General features: G+C 68.4%; 14 protein-coding genes and 1 tRNA gene. 10 read left to right on the forward strand and 5 right to left on the reverse strand.

Annotation, left to right across the window (positions count from 1 at the left end):
• Nucleotides 1-96: 96 nt before the first annotated feature.
• Nucleotides 97-169 (forward strand) — tRNA-Arg (locus ACIBCK_RS14695).
• A gap of 779 nt (nt 170-948) precedes the next feature.
• Complete coding sequence (locus ACIBCK_RS14700) at nt 949-1,740, forward strand: hypothetical protein (protein ID WP_399390132.1); 792 nt, start codon at nt 949-951, stop codon at nt 1,738-1,740.
• A 164-nt stretch (nt 1,741-1,904) separates the two neighbouring features.
• Here the strand turns inward: ACIBCK_RS14700 and ACIBCK_RS14705 are convergent, their stop codons facing one another.
• Nucleotides 1,905-2,351 carry a hypothetical protein gene (locus ACIBCK_RS14705; RefSeq protein ID WP_399390134.1) on the reverse strand — a complete coding sequence of 149 codons (447 nt, stop codon included), beginning with the start codon at nt 2,349-2,351 and terminating at the stop codon, nt 1,905-1,907.
• Between the two features lie 586 nt (nt 2,352-2,937).
• Here ACIBCK_RS14705 and ACIBCK_RS14710 point away from each other — a divergent pair.
• Together ACIBCK_RS14710 and ACIBCK_RS14715 are read left to right on the forward strand one after the other, a co-directional pair.
• Nucleotides 2,938-3,141, forward strand: coding sequence for a hypothetical protein (locus ACIBCK_RS14710; protein ID WP_399390135.1), 204 nt, complete (start codon nt 2,938-2,940; stop codon nt 3,139-3,141).
• Between the two features lie 118 nt (nt 3,142-3,259).
• Nucleotides 3,260-4,342 (forward strand): DUF6461 domain-containing protein, encoded by a 1,083-nt coding sequence (locus ACIBCK_RS14715; protein ID WP_399390137.1) that lies wholly within the window; start codon nt 3,260-3,262, stop codon nt 4,340-4,342.
• A gap of 33 nt (nt 4,343-4,375) precedes the next feature.
• Here ACIBCK_RS14715 and ACIBCK_RS14720 read toward each other — a convergent pair whose 3' ends face one another.
• On the reverse strand, nt 4,376-5,563 hold the full coding sequence (locus ACIBCK_RS14720) for a hypothetical protein (RefSeq protein ID WP_399390138.1): 1,188 nt from the start codon (nt 5,561-5,563) through the stop codon (nt 4,376-4,378).
• Between the two features lie 428 nt (nt 5,564-5,991).
• On the opposite strand from ACIBCK_RS14720, the gene ACIBCK_RS14725 reads away from it, so the two are divergent.
• The 3 genes from ACIBCK_RS14725 (at nt 5,992) to ACIBCK_RS14735 (ending at nt 9,306) form a co-directional block, all read left to right on the forward strand.
• Complete coding sequence (locus ACIBCK_RS14725; protein ID WP_399390140.1) at nt 5,992-7,953, forward strand: transglycosylase domain-containing protein; 1,962 nt, start codon at nt 5,992-5,994, stop codon at nt 7,951-7,953.
• An 89-nt stretch (nt 7,954-8,042) separates the two neighbouring features.
• Nucleotides 8,043-8,678, forward strand: coding sequence for a serine/arginine repetitive matrix protein 2 (locus tag ACIBCK_RS14730; protein ID WP_399390142.1), 636 nt, complete (start codon nt 8,043-8,045; stop codon nt 8,676-8,678).
• A 100-nt stretch (nt 8,679-8,778) separates the two neighbouring features.
• Nucleotides 8,779-9,306, forward strand: a complete 528-nt coding sequence (locus tag ACIBCK_RS14735; protein WP_399390144.1) for a hypothetical protein — start codon at nt 8,779-8,781, stop codon at nt 9,304-9,306.
• Here ACIBCK_RS14735 and ACIBCK_RS14740 read toward each other — a convergent pair.
• Both ACIBCK_RS14740 and ACIBCK_RS14745 read right to left on the reverse strand, forming a co-directional pair.
• Entirely contained in the window at nt 9,303-11,165 is a 1,863-nt protein-coding gene (locus tag ACIBCK_RS14740) for an MFS transporter (protein WP_399390146.1), read from the reverse strand. The two genes, ACIBCK_RS14735 and ACIBCK_RS14740, sit on opposite strands and share 4 nt — an antisense overlap.
• A 266-nt stretch (nt 11,166-11,431) precedes the next feature.
• Nucleotides 11,432-14,968 carry a D-alanyl-D-alanine carboxypeptidase gene (locus ACIBCK_RS14745; RefSeq protein ID WP_399390147.1) on the reverse strand — a complete coding sequence of 1,179 codons (3,537 nt, stop codon included), beginning with the start codon at nt 14,966-14,968 and terminating at the stop codon, nt 11,432-11,434.
• A gap of 144 nt (nt 14,969-15,112) precedes the next feature.
• On the opposite strand from ACIBCK_RS14745, the gene ACIBCK_RS14750 reads away from it, so the two are divergent.
• The 3 genes from ACIBCK_RS14750 to ACIBCK_RS14760 all read left to right on the forward strand — a co-directional run bounded on the left by ACIBCK_RS14750 (nt 15,113) and on the right by ACIBCK_RS14760 (nt 17,504).
• Nucleotides 15,113-15,895 (forward strand): GPP34 family phosphoprotein, encoded by a 783-nt coding sequence (locus ACIBCK_RS14750; protein WP_383315415.1) that lies wholly within the window; start codon nt 15,113-15,115, stop codon nt 15,893-15,895.
• Between the two features lie 327 nt (nt 15,896-16,222).
• Entirely contained in the window at nt 16,223-17,080 is an 858-nt protein-coding gene (locus ACIBCK_RS14755; protein WP_399390149.1) for a helix-turn-helix domain-containing protein, read from the forward strand.
• 226 nt (nt 17,081-17,306) lie between these two features.
• On the forward strand, nt 17,307-17,504 hold the full coding sequence (locus ACIBCK_RS14760) for a DUF397 domain-containing protein (RefSeq protein ID WP_399390150.1): 198 nt from the start codon (nt 17,307-17,309) through the stop codon (nt 17,502-17,504).
• A gap of 115 nt (nt 17,505-17,619) precedes the next feature.
• On the opposite strand, the gene ACIBCK_RS14765 is transcribed toward ACIBCK_RS14760, so the two are convergent.
• The gene (locus ACIBCK_RS14765) at nt 17,620-18,459 is read right to left on the reverse strand and encodes a hypothetical protein (RefSeq protein ID WP_399390152.1); all 840 of its coding nucleotides are present in this window, start codon (nt 18,457-18,459) and stop codon (nt 17,620-17,622) included.
• Between the last annotated feature and the right edge of the window lie 3 nt (nt 18,460-18,462).

Raw genomic sequence — 18,462 nt, forward strand, 5'->3', positions numbered from 1 at the left:
CGCCCCCACCGCCCTGAGCTGCACCAAGCACCACCGCCCCACCCCCATCCGCTACCCTGTCTGAAACCGCCATCCGTGGCGGCACCAGTACGCCCCGCCTTCGTAGCTCAGGGGATAGAGCACCGCTCTCCTAAAGCGGGTGTCGCAGGTTCGAATCCTGCCGGGGGCACAAGGTCAGAAGGGCAAAGGCCCAGGTCGGAGAGCAAGTCTCCGGTCCTGGGCCTTTGTCTTGTGCACTCTGACTACACCTTCAGACAGTCTCGCTACACCTTGACTACTGGTACCCGGCCCCTAAATAACCCCTACATGATCTCCGCGTTCCGCAGGTCAGGCATCCTCCACAGGGCAGGGCGGATACACAGATCGCCTGACGCAGCGAAATCTTACGAGGCACGATCGCTCGCCCCAAAGTAACTCCAGCCAAGAGCCGCTCAGCCGCCCTGTCATGGAAATAAGTGTCCACCCTCAAACCATACAGACAATCGAATATAGCTAGAGATTTCGCATCAAATCGACTACAGCCGAAAAATGCGCAACCCGCACGAATTACATCCGTTGACCTATTGCCCATAGAAAGCGAAGCTCAGAACTACGACACTCCGCCCAGCAGAGAGCGACATAGTGGCAGTTCAATACAGCTTCGCCGAGCTAAAGCACCCCGTGTACAACATGGCAAAATCCGTGGAAATCGTATGCGCATCACCGGGTTTCTCAATGCGCCGCCACGGCCACGGGTGGGAAATCAAAAGCGACGACCACTCTAAGACAATTCTCGTACCGGAGTCCGTATCCGGCGAAGAGTATGTAGAGTTTACGCGCAGGCTCTATCAAATGAACTGGAGCCCTGCCGCGCGCCCATGGTCCGGTGAACCTTCACTCTCATTCGAAGACGTTTCTCCAGTTGAAGCATGCGAACTTCTACTCCGAATCCCTTGGTACCAACGGAATATGGATGACCGTAAGATCGAGGAGTGGGCGGGGGCCATGACCCGGGGAGAGTGGCGTACAACCCACCAGGGGCTGGCCATGGACCAGTTGGGGATGCTTTACGACGGGCAGCATCGAATTGCCGCGCAGATCATCGTGGGAATTACTCTACGATATAGCGTTGCGCGAGGAATCCAAGGCGACACTTTCACAGTAGTTGATCGTGGCAAAATGCGCAGCAGCTCCTACACCTTCGCGGCTGAGGGCGAGAAGGACGCATTCAACCTGTCCGCCGCGTTGCGCCTTCTGTGGATGTGGGAGAACGTCCCGCTCGAGAAATGGAAGAATCGGCATCCCGTTTCGGACGATCAGCTTAGAACTGTGCTGGAACGCCACCCTGGGATTCGAAATTCCGTAAGGCGAGGCAAACCAGTACCCAAGGCATCGGCCCGTGCTACCACCCTTATCCACTACTTGGCCACCCAGGCGTGTGGATCTCCTGAAGTGCCGGACCAGTGGTATGCACAACTGGGGAGTGGGGAAAATTTTCAACGGCGCGACCCAGGGCTAGTACTCCGCAATTACTTTCTCGGCGGAGATGCGATCGAAAGAGGGAGTCGAGCACCAATTCGAAGCATGCAGTCCGTGATTCAAGTACTTTTCCTATTCGCGACGGCCTGGAATAATACCTGTACCGGGCAACAGCGATCAATCGTCAAGGCGTACGGGAGTCACGGCGTACCAGCTGTCAAGGTGCCAGGGCGGAAGCATCTATTTCGCTTCTCGATTGAATCGTCTGGTAGTGCAGCCTAATCGGCGTGCCGGGCTACACACTGGCTGCTGGGAGCAGGGGCAGTCGCGAGTATTTAACTGGGTGCCACCTCAACAGGTCAGCGCTGTAGTTGGCCCCGCTCAGCCCCTCCCCCAAGTTGCGTCGGGACGCAGCGGTCGAGGGGCTGGGGCCCGCCCCCCACCCCTCAGTTGCGAAGAGCCGCCCTCATCTCCTCGATCAACACGCTGCGGGTCTGCCGAGCGGCCCGCCAGGCATGGGCATACTCACCAGAGTCCGAGGCGTGACCGGCAACCACGACGCCATGGAAGTCGAGCATGCTGAGGGTGGCCTGGCCGGCCCTGTCGACGATGGGCTGCTCGGCCACCAATTCCAGTCGTTGCTGTGCCGCGTACACGCCGTGCTCGCCGATCGCGAGGTGCGCCTTACCGACGCGTCCCGGAGAAGGTTCGGCCCGGGAGAATGCGTCCCTGGCCTGAGCAAGAGCCGTCAGGTATTCCGTGAACGCGGTGCGCAGCGCGTCACGATCTCTCTCCGCCCGGTCTCGGCGCCACCGGCTGTGATCAGCAACGAGCGTGCTGACCACACCCAGCACCGTTCCCACAGCCGTCGCGGCAATCGTCGACCACTGCATGCGCCCCCCCTGGGATTGGTCGCTCAACCAACCGTTAAAGACTGCCCTAGGGGCGTGACCTCCAACGTTGCCTTGACCCACACCCGGAGCCCACTTGCTCCGCTTGATCGCCATCGGACCATGGCTGGAGGGGGAGCAATAGGCGTATGGGTCGGCGCCCGCTGACATCCATCGATGACATCAACGGCTACGAACAGGGGCAGCCCCAATGCGGGCCTTGCCGGCCGTAGCTCAGCTGCATCGGCTCGTGGGGTTGCCCTCACAATCGAACTCCTCAAGCGGGTGTCGCAGGTTCGAATCCTGCCAGGGGCACAGCGCGAAAGGACCAGCTCACGGGAGGTTTCCGCGAGGCTGGCCCTTCGGCATGATCCTTTCCGTGCCATTTACGTGCCATGACCGGAGGGTCGTCACGCTGGGTGCTGCTCCCCCGGCCCTTGCGGATCATTGCCGTACAGCAGTCCACAGATAGCTACCTGGGCCGTTGCCCCGTGGCTGAGGCGGTCGGTTCCGCGTCTTTGGGCGGCCATGGCAGCTCCCGCCCAAACGCTGCACCGAGCGCGCGCTACCGTGCAGCCAGGGGGTGTTCATGAACGACCAAGCTCTGATCGAATTCGAGCCGATGTGGACCACTGAGCGTGATCGCTGGGAGCTCTGGCCCACGGGCAAGGGTTACCTACCGATCTTGAAAGGTGATCCACCCATGGCCGAAGTTATCTGTGATGACGACCTGGCAGACCGAGTGATCGCGAGGATGCTTGCCGCAGGCGTCACAGTTGTGGGCCAGACCTGACTAGGCTCCGTGCCACAAACGTGCCGGAACGAGCGGGGAGCCACGAGGACCTGGGGTGGTCGGCCCGCAGTGAAAGCCGGCCGTTCACTTTGCGTGTGCTGAGGGCCACAATCGGCGGATGACCGCTCCCCGCTTCAGTGACCCTCCGCTCGCCGAGCTCGGGCAGATGTCGGCCGCCACCTTCACCGTCGTACGCGGCGCGGAGGAAGCCGACGTGATCCGGGTCTTCGGCGGCCGGCCTGAACTCGCTCGACGGCTCACGCTGGCTACGTTCCCCGTGGACCACGACGTCGAGCGCATCGCCGTCTCCCGGTCGGGATCGGCGGTGGTCGTCGTGGAGTCGAACGGTTACCAGGGCTCCCGCGAGGAGGTGCTGCGGCCGTTGTCCCAACTGGGCCGTGCCGCCAGCGCCTTCTGGAACGTCAATGCCCATTCCCAGCTGAGCCTCGCCGAGGATGGGCTCGTCCTTTCCTCGTTCGACATGTTGTGTCCCAACGAATGCCACGGCACCCGCCCCGACGCGTGGCAGCCCCTGCTGCGGGGGCTCACCTTCGGCACATCCGCATCCGCATCCGCATCCGCGTCCGACTGGAGTGCCGGGCTCACAGCCCTCCAACGCGCCTCCGGCGCACGCCTGGACGCCGCGTGGGCAGCAGGCCCTCACCTCGCTGTGGACATCATTCCGGTACGGCGGGTCCTGGTTCCTCAGGATCTGGTCGCGTCCGCTTTGCTGCGGCAGGAGCCATTCGCTGGCTACGTGGGCGACCTCGGCCCTCACTTGTTGCCCCGAATGCAGCGATACGCCCTCGAGCTGGCCGTCTTCCACGCTGGCATCTCCGATGACGCCCTGGTCGTTGCGGCCCTGGATACGAAGGAGACTCCCGACGCCGGACGGGAACGCCTGCGGGGTGAACTCTTCACCGCTTACCACGATGGCGTACAAGAGGGACGACGGCTCAGCGTCACGGATCCCGACGACAACCGCCCTGAGTGGCAACTGCCTTCGCACCTCGTCGCCCGCCGTGCGATCGTCCTCCACGCCCTGGCGGAATATCTCGCTCCCGAGCTGTCCCAGGACATGGGCCACCACGACCCGGAGTACACGCTGACCGCAGCGATGACCGGCGAGGGCGAACTCGTCGAACGCTTCTGGCTGCTTCACCGCCTCTACAAGGCTTCCCAGCATGCTGGAGGGGGGTGACGGCTGGGTGGGGGTGGGCAGCCCTCAACCGAGCTATTTCTGGGGGTACTCGGGCGACTGATCGTCAGGGCCGGTGTAGGTCTCCGGTTCGTCCGCCGCGTATGGGTGGACGTAGTCGCCCTTGGTGAAGGGGGTGAACCACGTGGAGAGGTCCGTCGGGGCGAGGGGGGTGGGTGGGTCGGCTTGCTCTATGTCGGGCATTCCGTCTTCGTAGAGCGATGCGTGGTCCATGTCCTCGTGGACGCGGTCCGCGAAGTGCTTCAGGGCCTCGGCGACTCCCTCGTCGAGGAGGCCGAAGGTTTCCAGCGTGACCTCGGCCTCGCGCAGCAGCAGTCTGAGCGTCAGTTCCTCGGCCACGCAGCTCAGCTTCTCGAAGCTTCCCTCCGTCAGCCGCGTGGTCAGCGAGATCGCCGTCACCAGGAAACGGCGGGCGAAGCGCGCGTCGTATTGGAGTGCGTGGCGCGGGGGCAGTTCGTCCAGGAGCCACAGGGGGCGGTCGCATTCGGCGACGTTCGTTCCCTCACGGTCCAGCGCGTGCGCGTCCTGGAACAGCTCGTCCAGGAGCACGTCCGTTCCCCAGATCAGCGCCCCGGCCGCCAGCTCTGCGTCCTCGGTCGAGATCCCGGAGGCGTCGGAGGCGTCGGAGGCGGCCGCTTGCCTCGGCGCTTGTTCGTCCTTCTCCGGGATTCCGAACATCCCCGCGCCGATCGCCGCCAGCCGTGGCGCCAGGGTGCGGATCTTGGAACGGATCGCCTCCGTCTCGACCGTCGTCGCGGTCCGGTCGGCCGGCGCTGTTCCTCCACCGGCCAGGCCCATCAGTCGTGCGCGGCGGGACTCCAGGTCGTCGGGCGGGGCGTCCGGTCCTTCGGCCGCGGCCAGGCTCTCCTTCGCCAGGTCCGGATGCAGCTCCACCTGGCACCGCTCGACGGTCCACTCCGCGAGCAGCTCCGTACGCTCCAGCAGCTCCTCCACCAGTTCTCGTACGGCTTCCTCGGCGAGCTCGAGCGCCGGGGCGTCCACGAAGACCTTGAGCAGCGCCCCGCCGGGATACACGCCCACGAAGGTGTCGAGGAGTTTCACCTCCGTCCCGTCGGGCCCCTCGATCTCCACGACGGACTCGAAGCCGTCCTCAAGAAGAGCGCCGGCGCCGACCCGCTGCAACTCATCCAGCTCGGAGGAGCCGTCGGCGATCCGGGTGTCCACACTCACTGCGTACGTCACGCGACACAGCCTCGCAGGTGAGGCTGCCGGTTGCGCCCGCAATACCTACTTCGCCCGCCGCGTCCGCGGCACGGTCCGTACGGTCCGTACGGACCGCGTGGCCGCCGCGGCCCTCGCCGTTTCGACCTGTGCCGAGTGGCTCCGCGGCGAGTGGCTCCGTGTCGAGTGGCTCCGCCTGGGAACGCGTGTAGTGAACCCATGGCGCGCGTTCCGCCGGTCCCCCGGGCACAGTCAGGGTTCGCATACTCCCGTGGCGGCCGGCGCACTCCCGCGTCGCCGTCCTCCACGGTTGAGGCGGGCCGGCCGTGGCCAAGGGGAGCCGCCACGGCCGGGCCCTGCTCTGTGCCGGACGCTGTGCCCTGCTCTGTTACGTCCCCCTAATACGCCCCCGGCCAACCACCGCCCCCACCCCCGCCCTCTCCCCCACCATGGGGACACACACGCAGGGGAAGCCGGCGCGCAAGCCCGGGAATCCGCGCGCCCGCAAGCCGAGCCGCCGGCCTCGCCGTCTCGTCGACTATCCACGCACCGGCAGACGCGGGCTCCGGCGGTGGCTCCCCTCCTGGCGGCAGTCGGCCGGGGTCCTCGGCTTCAGCCTCTCCGCCCTGGTCTGCCTCTTCGGCCTTGTGTACGCCTCCGTCGACATCCCCGATGAGAACGCGGCCGCCCGGCGCGAAGCCAATGTCTACTACTGGGCCGACGGCACCCAGATGGTGAGCACCGGTGACGTGAACCGGCAGAACGTGCGGCTCTCGGAGATTCCCGACACCGTCGAGAACGCCGTCATCGCCGCCGAGAACGACACCTTCTACAGCGACTCCGGCGTCTCGCCCAAGGGTCTGGCCCGCGCCGCCGTCAACATGGTCCGCGGCCAGGAGGCGCAGGGCGGCTCCACCATCACCCAGCAGTACGTGAAGAACACTTACCTCTCCCAGGACCAGACGGTGACGCGGAAGGTCAAGGAGTTCGTCATCGCGTTGAAGGTGGACCGGAAGAAGAGCAAGCGCGAGATTCTGCAGGGGTATCTCAACACCAGTTGGTTCGGGCGCGGCGCCTATGGGATCGAGGCCGCCGCCCACGCCTATTACGGCATCCCCGCGCGGCAGTTGGATCCGAGCCAAGGGGCCGCGCTCGCCGCACTGTTGAAGGGTGCGGAGCAGTACGATCCCTCCGTCAGCGCCGTCAACCACCATCGCTCCGAGGCCCGTTGGAAGTGGATCCTCGACCGGCAGGTCGCGGCCGGGCTCATGAAGCCCGAGGTGCGCGGGAAGTTCACCACCTATCCGGAGCCCCACAAGGAGTCCCGCACCACCAGCCTCGGCGGCCAGACCGGCTATCTCGTCGACGTCGCGAACAAGTACATCAAGCAGCACACCTCCCTCACCGAAAAGGACCTCGCGCGCGGCGGCTACAAGATCCACACCACCTTCGAGAAAGACAAGGTGCGGCGCCTGCAGCGCGCCGTCGAGGGCGTACTCGACCGCGACATCGACCCGAAGAAGCGCGCCGCCGACAAGGGCGTGCAGGTGGGAGCCGCCTCCGTGCGGCCGGCCGACGGCGCCATCGTCGCCCTGTACGGAGGGGCCGACGCCACCGAGCACTTCACCAACAACGCCGACACGACCGGCGTCCCCGTCGGGTCCGCCTTCAAGCCGTTCGTCCTGGCGTCGGCCCTGGAGAACGGCCTGCGCGCCCCGGCTGGGCGTGGCACCCGCGCCACCCGGTGGCAGTCCGCTTCCGCCGGGAGCTTCTACGACAATGACGGCCTCCTCCAGGAGTCCGCCACCCCCACGAGCAGCCCCGCCGCCGCTCACCCCACCCTCCGCCAAGCCCTGGCGAAAGGCGGCAACGCCACCTACGTACGCCTCGGCAAGGACGTCGGGTGGGAGCGGGTGCGCCGCACCGCCGTCGCGTCCGGGCTCCTGGAGAGCAGCATGGCGCGCCTGGAGCGGACCTTCCCCGTCGGTACGTCGACCCCCAGCGCGATCCGCATGGCCGGCGCCTACGGCACGTTCGTCAGCCGCGGCCTGCGGCACGACCCGTACTCGGTGACCAAGGTCGTCAAGGGTGACGAGCCCGTCGACGGGCTCGCGCGGCCCGGCGCGCGGCGCGCGCTCGATCCGGATGTGGCCGATGAGACCGCCGACGCGATGCGGGGTGTCGGCATGTCAGCCGTCGACCGTCCGGTCGTCGCCGGGCGCACCGGCGACCAGGACCGCCTCAGGTCGGCCTGGTTCACCGCCTCCACCGAGGAGTTGTCGACCTCCGTGACGATGTTCCGAACCAGCCCGGACGAGCCGCAGCTGCTTCCCCTGTCGGGGGTGGGCGGGGCGAAGTCGCAGCACGGGAACGTCTTTCCGGCACGGATCTGGCAGGACTACGTGAAGTAGCCACCCGGGGCCTCGGGGCCTCAGGGCCCCTGCACCCAAGGCTTCGGGGCGCTCTTCCCCAACCCCCACCCGCCTGTCATCGTTCCGATATGTATCCCTATGGGCCACCGCCCGGCCCGCCGCCCCGCATAGACGCGCGGCAACTACGGCCCCGGCGGCGGTGGTTCGTCGTCGCCGCGGTGATCGCGGCGCTCTGCGTGGGCATCGGCATCGCGAGCTTCGTGCTGACCCTGACCTCGACGGTGGACTCCGTCGACGACGGCGAGGCGTTCGCGAGCGGGCAGTCCGTCACGCTGCGGTTCGGGCCCGGTGACGACGCCGCCATCTACGTACGCAGCCCCTTCGCCGCCCGCGCGCACTGCGCGATCGTCTCCGGCCCCGCCGGTTCCGAGCCGCGGGTGACCACCCCCGACAGCACCTTCACCGTCACCAAGGACGGCGGCGAGTGGGAGCGGGTGTTCGTGCTGAAGTCGAAGACGGCCGGGGACTACCGCGTGAGGTGCGACGACCCGCGCGGCGCCCTCACCTTCGCCCCCGGTGACGACGCCGACCTCGCGTCCTTCGTCGGCGGCATCGTCGTGACGGTCGTCGTGCCGCTCCTCGGCCTCCTCGCGGCCTCCGGCATCGCGATCATCGTCGGGGTACGGCGCGGACGGCACCGCCGGTGGCTGGAGGCGCAGGCGTACTACGGCCACCGCGGCACGGACCGCAACGGCGGCGGGTGACCTCAGCACCACGAGGAGGGCATCCGTCTCCGCCGCCCGGCGGAGGCGGACCCTGCTCCGGACCGACGCGGTGGGTCTGCGATGTTCATAGCTTCGACGTATGCGACGCCGACCCACGGATCTCCCGCCAACCGTCCCCCGCCCCGGCTGGGCCCACGCCGCCGCGATCTGGCTTGCCGTCAGCTTCGTATGGCATCTCCAGATGGGGGTGATGTACGAGGACGCCATCGGCCCCGGTGAGCACAGCGGCACCGAGATCGCGGTGTTCCTCGCCTACGACGGGCTCATCACCCTCATGTCGGCGGCCGGGGTGGGCTGTGTCCTCGCCACGGTCAGGCCCTGGGGTGCGCGCGTGCCGCGGTGGCTGGTGCGGGGGCCGCTGCTCTTCGGCTGTGTGCTCCTGACGGTCCGCGGTCTTCCCGGTCTCGTCGAGAACATCACCGTGGCGACCGGACTCACCCCGCACGGACTGCTCGGCCTGGACGACGAGGCGGCCGACACCGGCACGTGGGAGTTCTGGAAGAGCATGCTGATCAACGCGTACTTCTTCCTGGGCGCGGTCACGCTCGTACCGGCCACCCTGCGCTACGTCCGCCGCGGGCCGGCGACCACCCGGGCGTCCGTCTAGCGAACGCTCTCGCGCAGCTCCTCGGGGCAGGCCGTGCCGCGCGGCAGCTGGTAGGGGGCGCCGAGGCGGTAGACACCGGGACCGGGGGCGAGGAGCTCGGTCCACTTGTCGCCCTCGGCGTCCTCCTCGGCCTCCATCAGACAGCCGTTGACGTTCTCGAACTGCTTGGGGCGGTCCTCGTCGGTCTCGCGCTGCCGCTTGGACTCCTCGGTCTCCTTCGGGCCCTCGACGCCCTTTCCGTCGGCGTCGACGAGGCTGAGCCACGGCGAGTACGGGACGCGGATCAGGACGCGGCCCGCCTCCTTCACCTCGATCGTCATCCCGCCCGCCTCGGCACGGTCGACGACCGCGGGCGGGTCGGCGAGCGGGGTCGGGTCGGTGACCTCGTACAGCTGCCAGTTGGAGTCCACCCACACCTGCTTCAGATACGGCAGGCCCCGCTCGACCAGCGCGGCCTCGCGCTTGCCGCCGTCACCGTCGGGCTCGCCCTTGGGCACCACGACGTAATGCACGGACCAGCGCTGGAGCCACTCGTGGTAGTTCGCGGAGTTGAGGGTGTCGTCGTAGAAGAGGGGGTTGCGCTCCATGTCCGCCTGGCGGTTCCAGCCGCGGGCGAGGTTCACGTACGGCGCGAGCGCGGACGCCTCGCGGTGGCTGCGCGCGGGGACGACCTCGACGCGGCCCTTCTCGGCGCCGACCTCCTGGAGTTCGTTGACGAGCGGCGCGAGCTCACGCGTCCAGGAGGCCTGGGGCGTCGTGTGCACTATGTCGTCGACCGCCTTGAACCCGATCCAGCCGGTGAACGCGACGAGCGCCATGACGAGCGTGTACCACTTGCGGGACTTCTTCACCGTGAACGGCAGCGCGGCAAGGAACGCGACGCCCCCGAAGGACATCGCGAGGCGGGAGATGTTGGAGCCGATCTGCGAGCTGATCAGCCAGACGCCGAGCACGAAGGCCGCGTAGACCGCGGTGGTGATCCGTACCGTCTTCCATTCCTTCGGTACGAGGAAGTAGACGAGGCCGGAGCAGATCAGGGGCAGCGAAGCCGACCCGAAGGACATCGGCTGCGTGCCGGAGAACGGGAAGAGCCACGCGGACAGGCCCACGACGATGGCGGGCGCCACCCCGAGGGCGTACGCGCCGGGGTAGCGCTTGCTGAGGAACAGCGCGACGGCGACCAGGCCCACGAAGAGGCCCGCCACCGGGCTGCCCATCGTCGCGAGCGCGGCGAACGGCGCGGCGACCAGCGCCTTCGCCCACCGCTTGTAGCGCCAGCGGTAGGGCCAGCAGAAGACGGCCGCGACGGCCATCAGCGCGAACATCTGGCCGAGGCCGTACGTCACGCGGCCCGACACCGCGTTGCAGAACAGCGCGAAGACACCCGCGAACGCGGGCCACAGCGGCTGCTTCACCGCGCGGCTGCGGACCAGGATCATCGTGAGCAGCGCGGCGGAGACCGTACCGGCGACCATCATCGTGGTCCGGACGCCGAGCACCGACATCAGATACGGCGAGACGACGCTGTACGACACCGGGTGCATGCCGCCGTACCAGGCGAGGTTGTACGCGGAGTCGGGGTGCCGGCCGACGAACTCGGCCCAGGCGTCCTGAGCGGCGAGGTCACCGCCGCTGTTGGCGAAGGTGAAGAACCACACGACGTGCAGGACGGCCGCGGTGAGGGTCGTGATGGTCACGGGGTGGCGCAGGAACCGCGTCCACCGCGTGGGCCGTGCGGGAGCCGATGGCTCGCCCCGTCGCTGGGCGGGCAGCTGTATTCGCGCGCCGGTGCGGGTGCCGCCACCGGTGCCGGGCTCAGGATCGGCGTCGTCGGCTCGCGTCGGCTCCGCTGTGGCCACTTGCGGCACTCCCCGTGTTGTTCTGTCCGTCCAGGGGGCGCGCCCGGGGGGTCCGTGCCGGAACACCCCGTCACGCAGCCCCGGCGTACTGCTCCCCGAACTTGTGACGCTAGCACGCACGACGCGCAGGGAGCCCGGGGCGGGGGCTCCCTGCGCGCGGGTTCGGCCGGGTTCGGCCAAAGCGTGGGCATGGGCGGCGGCTTGCGCCTGTGCCCATGCCCACGTACGTGCTCCGCGTTCTCCTGTCAGTGCCTCAGCTCAGTGCCTCAGCCGACGCGCGTGAGCTTGGCGCCGAGGCCCGGCTCCGCGAGGTCCTTCTGGAGCGCGACGGGCACCTCGACGGCGCCGTCCTTGCCGTCACCGACGCTCAGGACACCTACGTGAGTGCCGGCCTTCGCGGAGTGCGGGACCGTGCTCCCGGCCTTGTCGCCGAGCTTCAGCTTCACGGTCAGACCCGACCAGCCCGCGGCCTTGACGTCCTTGGTGGCGACGACCGGGGTCGTGCCGCCCAGACCGTCGTCGACCTCGCCGACGACGTCGCCCTTCTTCACGATCGTCTTCGCCTTGAGCGCGCCCTGGCCCGCCTCGATGAGCTTGCGGGTGACCCCGGTGACCTCGTCGATGTTGGCCACGCCGTTGTCGCCGTACTGGCCGAGGGCGGCACCGATGATCGTGCGGGTCTGGCCGCCGATCTTCTTCTCCGCGGCGAAGAGGATGTTGCCGCCCGCCGCGGTGGTGGTGCCGGTCTTGATGCCGATGGCGACCGTCGGGACGAGCCCGAAGAAGTTGTTCTGCTTGTCGCCGTTGAGGTCCTTGTAGCTGGGCTGGCGGGAGATCTCGTTGAAGACCGGGTCCTCCATCGCGGCCCTGCCCAGCTTCACGAGGTCCTCGGCGGTGGAGACGGTCGTCTTGTCCAGGCCGCTGGGGTCCGTGTAGTGGGTGTTCTTCATGCCGAGTTCCTTGGCGGTCTTGTTCATCTTCGCGACGAACTCGTCCTCGGAATCGCTCTTGGTGTCCCAGCGGGCGAGCAGCTTGGCGATGTTGTTCGCGGACGGCAGCATGACCGCCTGCAGCGCCTCGTACTCGGTGATCTCCTGACCCTCGGTCACCTTGACGACGGACTCGTTGCCCGCCTTGCCCGTCTTGTAGTGCTTGGCCGCGGCGGCGTCGACCGGGATGTCCGGGCCGGGGTCGCCACCCTTCTTCAGGGGGTGGTCGCGCAGGACGAGATAGACGGTCATGACCTTGGCGATGCTCGCGATCGGCACGGGCTTCTGGTCGCCGGACGTACCGAACGTCCCGATGCCGTTGACGTCCATCGCCGCCTGGCCCTGGCTCGGCCACGGCATGGACGGCTTGCCCCCCTCGAAGGAGACGGTCTCCTTCGCGGTGAGCGTCAGGGTGGGCGTCGGCAGTGGCCTCACGGCCTGTACGACTGCAAAGACGACCACCAGGAGCAGCACCAGCGGCGTCCAGATCTTGACCCTCCGCACGGCGGTGCGGACGGGGGTCTCCGGAGGCGGCGGAGTGTTGGTCAACTCGGCGAGGAGATCGAGCGGCGGCCGCGGGGGAAGCGGCTGCTGGGTGGTGCGCTCGGGTCCTACGTTGCCCTTCTCGGGCGCGGACGCGTGCTCTGGCGCGGGCGCCTTGACTCCGGGGGGTGTCGCTGCCGGGGGCTTGGGGGCACCGTCAAGGGGCTTGAGCGCGACAAACTTACTGGTGCGCTCAGCATCACCCTCGGGCTTCGCGTCAGGCTTTGCTTCCGGCTTTGCGTCCGGCTTTGCATCCGCCTTCTTGGCCCCGGGCTTGTGGTCGCCCAGCTTGAGCATGGTGGTCGGCTGGTCGACGCCCTTCGGCGACAACGCCTTGAAGACGGCGGTGGCTTGGTCGACACCGCCGGTGGGGGCGTCGTCGCCGGAGGGCTTGTCGCCGGTGCGGTCGGCAGGGGCGTCGGCTGAGGGCCTGCTGCCGGTGGGCTTGTCGCCGGTGGGCTTGTCGCCGGGGCCGGATTCGGCAGGGGCGTCGGCCGAGGCCTTGCCGCCGGAGGGCTTGTCGCCGGGGCCGGATTCGGCAGGGGCGTCGGCCGAGGCCTTGCCGCCGGAGGGCTTGTCGCCGGGGCCGGATTCGGCATCCGTGTCGGCCGGGGCCTTGCCGCCGGTGGGCCGGTCGCCGGTGCCGGATTCGGCAGGGGCGTCGGCCGAGGCCTCGGGGGCGCGGCCGGTGGGGGTGGGGGTGCCGGTGGTCTCGCTACTGCTCTTGCCACCGGAGGGCTTGTCGTCTTCGGCGGCACTGGGGGCTGCGGCGGCTGCGGCTGCGGCGGCCGAGGGGGCGGTGTCGGCCTTGGGCTTGGCGTCCGGCTTGGGCTCGGTGGGCTTGGCGTCAGCCTTGGGCTCGGCGCGCTTGGCGTCGGCTTGGGGCTCGGCGCGCTTTACGTCCGCCATGGGGTCGGCAGGCTCTGTGTCCGCCTTGGGGGATGCGGGATTTGCGTCAGCCGTGGACTCGGTGGACTTTGCGTCCGCCCTGGGGTCGGCAGGCTCTGCGTCAGCCTTGGGGGACGCGGGCTTTGCGTCAGCCTTGGGGTCGGCAGGCTTGGCGTCCGCCACCAGGTCGGCAGGCTTGGCGTCAGCCGTGGGCTCAGCGGACTTTGCGTCCGCCATGGGCTCGGCGCGCTTTGCGTTCGCCTTGGAGTCGGCAAGCTTTGCGTCAGCCGTGGGCTCGACGGACCCAGCGTCCGACTTAAGGCCGTCCGGCTCAGCGTCAGCCGTGGACTCGGCGGGCTTAACGCCCGCCTTGGGCTCGGCAAGCTTGGCGTCAGCCTTCGGCTCGGCGCGCTTTGCATCCGCCATGGGGACGGCGGACTTTGCAACCGCCATGGGGGAAGCGGGCTTGGCGTCAGCCGTGGGCTCGGAGGGCTTTGCTTCCGCCTTAGGGCCGGCAGGCTTTGCGGACGCCATGGGCTCGGCGGCCGCTGCAGCGGCGTGGGAGTTGCCCGCGTTGCCGGAGGGGGCGTCCTCGGCCCCAGCTCCGTCGGCCTGCTCGGGCTCATCGGCGGCGTCAGAGCCAGCCGCGCCCGCAGGCTCGGAGGCGCTGGCCGCGTCCCCTGGTGCATCCGCCGCCTCGGCGGTGTCACCGGCGTCGTCCACGTCAGCCGCGCCACCTGCGGAAACGTTCGCCTCCGCAGGCTGCTCGGCCACCTCGGACCCGCCAGAACCAGCGGCCTCGTCGGAGTCGTCCGAACCCTCCGCGTCGCCCTCAGCGCCAGCGGAACTCGCCACGTCCGAAGCCCCGCTCCGGCCGGCAGGCTCGGCGGCAGCCGAAGCGCCGCCCTTTCCGGTGGCCTCCTCCGTGGACGGGGAATCAGGCTTCCCGGCGTCCGAGGTTTCCCCCTCCGCGCCCGCTGCGTCCGTCTCCGCGGCCCCGGGGGTCTCCTCGTCCGCCGAGGCCACCCACGCCGCCACAGCGGCCCGCAGCCGTGCGTCGCCGCTCTCCTCGGCCTTGGGCTCGCCCTCCGAGCCCTGGGAGGCCGCCGCCTCGGCCACGGCCTTCGTCGAGAAGACCGCCGTCGCCTGATCCTCCCGCGTCTCCTCCCGCGCCGCGGGGACCTCTCGGGCCACCGCGAGGCGCGGGTCGCGTTCATCCGGCGCCGGTGCCGGCACGGACGGCTTTGCCCCAGTCGGGTTCCCCGACGACTTCCGCTGCTTCGACCTGTCGGGGGTCTCGCCCGCCACCGATGCCTCCTCGTACGCCACGCCGCTCGCGTTGCCGTTGCGCCAAAACACGGCCGGACCCGCTGTCCGAACCATGTACCAGTGTCCTGTGTGGGGGCTTAACCCCCGTGGTAGACGAGAACGACATACCTACTGGTTCCCGTACTTACCGGTCACGCACTCTCGACAGACCAATGTGAGAGGGGTCACCCTGTCATTCATCCACGCGGGGAGGCATGGATGGGCAAGAGCCGCAGAACGATTCCGGAGGAGCTTCTGCTGCTCGCTTTGGACCCGGCCACGGGTACCACAGCGCAGCCGCAGTCGCTCGACCTCGGTCTGGCCGGAGCACAGCTAGTGGAGCTGGCGCTGGCCGGACGGATAGCCCCAGACGGGGATCGTATCGCCGTGGTGATGCCACGGCCGACCGGAGATCCGACTCTGGACTCCGCACTGGAACTGCTGCGCAGGCGCGGCAGCCCGGTTCGGGCGGTCCACTGGATTGGCGGGCCCCGACTGGGGCTGCGCCAGATCTACCTCGCGCACCTGGAGCGGTGCGGCATGGTGCATGCCGTATCGGGCCAGATGTGCGGAGTACTGCCGACGACTCGCTACCAAGCGACGGACACGGCAATCAGCCGGGACATCAGGTCCCGGCTGGACAGCGCGATCCGCACCGGCGTACCACCGGACCCGCGGACCGCGGCGCTCGCCGCGCTCGCTCACGCAGTGGGACTCGGCAAGCACCTCTACCCCGGCAACGAAGGGCGTTCATCGCGCTCCCGTCTCCGGGACCTGATCAGGCACGACCCGATGGGCGGCCTCGTGGCGCACGCCGTGATGGACGTCCAGAACGGCGTGGCCGCTCAGCCGCGCCGCAGCCCGGCCCCAGCGGGCCCGGGTGGGCCGGGCGGACCAGGTGGACCAGGCGGTGGCCGACAGCCGGCCAGGACCGCGCCGGAACCCGGCGGGGTTCCGATGCAGCCGCGCCGCGGATCCATGGCACGTGCCGTGGCCCACTGAGCCACGACAACACCGCAGCACCGCAGTAGTACCGCAACACCGGCAACAGCAACGCCGCACCGCAGTCCCCCAGACCCGGTTCGGGAGCCGCTGGGCCGCGCGGGGCACTGGCACCGGAACGTCCGGACGACGACACCGGTACCTCCGCCCCGCGCGGCCGCACGTCGTGGCGCCGCGCATCCGGGCCGCACCCCTCACACCAGTCCTCACGTCGTCTTCGTGTCGCAGTTCACATCCGCTGTTTCCCAGCGGTGCGCGACACGTTGGTGGCACTCTGCTGAACAGCAGATACGCAAAGTAGAGGCATGTAGTCGGAGGTGCACGTCCGTGGCGTCCAGTGTCAATCCCACCGTCAGGCGACGCCGGTTGGGCCAGGAGCTCCGCAGGCTTCGCGAGCTCAAGGGCATGACGGCCGAGGAGGTCGCCGAGCGCCTGCTGGTCTCGCAGTCGAAGATCAGCCGCCTCGAGAACGGCCGCCGCTCGATCAGCCAGCGCGATGTACGCGATCTCTGCGGGGTCTACGAGGTCGAGGACCACCGCATCGTCGACTCGCTCATGCAAATGGCCAAGGACTCACGCCAGCAGGGCTGGTGGCACTCCTTCGGCGACATCCCGTACAGCGTCTACATCGGTCTGGAGACGGACGCCGCATCCTTGCGTGTGTACGACCCGCAGGTCGTCCCCGGCCTGCTCCAGACCCGGGCGTACGCGGAGGCACTGATCACCGGCGCACTGCCGGAGACCACGCCGACGGACATCGAGAAGCGGGTCCAGGTCCGCGTCCGCCGCCAGGAGCGCATCAGCGCGCCGGAGAATCCGCTGCGCCTGTGGACCGTCCTCGACGAGTCCGCGCTGCGCCGCGTCGTCGGCTCCCGGCATCTGATGCGCGACCAGTTGGAACACCTCGTGGAACAGTCCCAACTGCCGCATGTGACCGTCCAGGTCATTCCTTTCGAGATGGGCGCGCACCCGGGCCTCAACGGCCAGTACGCGATTCTCGAGTTCCCGGACGCCGCGGATTCCAGCGTGGTCTACATCGAGGGCGTCACGAGCGATCTCTATCTGGAGAAGGCGAACGACGTCCAGCAGTACAGCGTGATGTACGAGCATCTGCGGGCACAGGCCCTGAATGTGGATCAATCACGCCAACTCATCGCAGACATCGCGAAAGAGTACGCGCGCTGAGGCGTACGCCTCGTATGTGACGTCCGGGGCGGATGAGCGCCGCACGGTACACCTCCCCCTCGGCGAGGCGGAAGACCCCACTGGAATATGCCATCCGGTCGAGTGAACGCTCCCTTCACTCGGCGATGTTGGCGAGTAGCGTCATTCACGCCATCGAGCAACACCCGTTGGCACAGCCGCTCTTGGCGGTGACCGCAACTCAACAACTGGGCGAACCGGAGTAACCATGGCAATTCATCAGGGCGCTACGAATACGTGGGTCAAGTCCTCGTATTCCACGGGAAACGGCGCGTGCGTCGAGGTCAAGTCACCGCTCTCGTCGGCGATTTCGGTCCGCGACTCGAAGGTCACCGAGGGCCCCGTCCTCGCATTCCCCTCCGACTCATGGCGCGCGTTCGTCTCAGAAGTCGGCCGGGAGAAGTAACGAGAGATCGACAATTGCATAAGCAGAACCGATTGAGCCCTCTCGACTGGCCCGCCGTCCCGGCCGAGGGGGCTCGGCCTTTCACCGGAGCGACCGAGGGCACGCTCGGCGTCGACTACCGGAGTTGATCGACATACGCGTCCGTTCCCGGCACCGTGGGAATGAACGGCGCCACCAGCTCCACCCTCCCCATCCCCGACTCCGCCACCGCGTCCACCCGCCCGGCGAAGTGCTCCTGCCAGCACTCCCTCGGATCGGCCTGGAGGAACCAGAGCAGCGTCAGCCTGGTGTCGACTCCCTCGACCTGCTTCACGTACGTCATCCGGTCACCCGGCAGCGGAGTCGGCCGGAAGATGGTCACCATCGCGGCGGGAGACCCCGCGAGGGCACGCGGCAGCTGCCTCGCCCGCAGCCATTCCAGCAACTCGGCGCGCCGGCCGCCCGATTCGGCGTCGATGACTTCGAGCACGAGGCCCTGGTAGGGGTGGTCGAGTGCGTGGAAGTCGCGGGGCCCGGCGGCTCCGTCGCGGTAGACGGTGGCCTCGTGGTCCTGGAAGGCCGTGAAGACGTGCGTGCGGTCCTGGTAGACGCGGCCGTCGCGGTTGAGGCGTTTGTTGATGCCGACGGTCCACTTCATGTGCTCGTCGTAGCGGCCGTCGGTGAGCCAGTACGTGGAGAGGTAGCAGCCCGCGGTCACCGGCTGGGCGACCGCCGACTTCTCCGGCAGCCGCAGGAGTTGGAGATCCCGGGTGGCCACCCAGCGGCGGCCCGCGTACATCCAGGGCATCGCCATCGCGCCGGCGTAGTAGTGATCGTCCTCGTACCAGCGGTTGTACGCGTACTCGTGGCCCGGGTGCGGCTCGACCATGGTGATCAGGGCGTGGCCCGGGTGCACGCCGTACGGCCCGACGCCGGCCAGTTCCCCGTACGCCTCACTGCGGGTGTCCTCGCTCATGAG

The sequence above is a fragment of the Streptomyces sp. NPDC051218 genome (genome assembly GCF_044455475.1).
Taxonomy (GTDB): domain Bacteria; phylum Actinomycetota; class Actinomycetes; order Streptomycetales; family Streptomycetaceae; genus Streptomyces.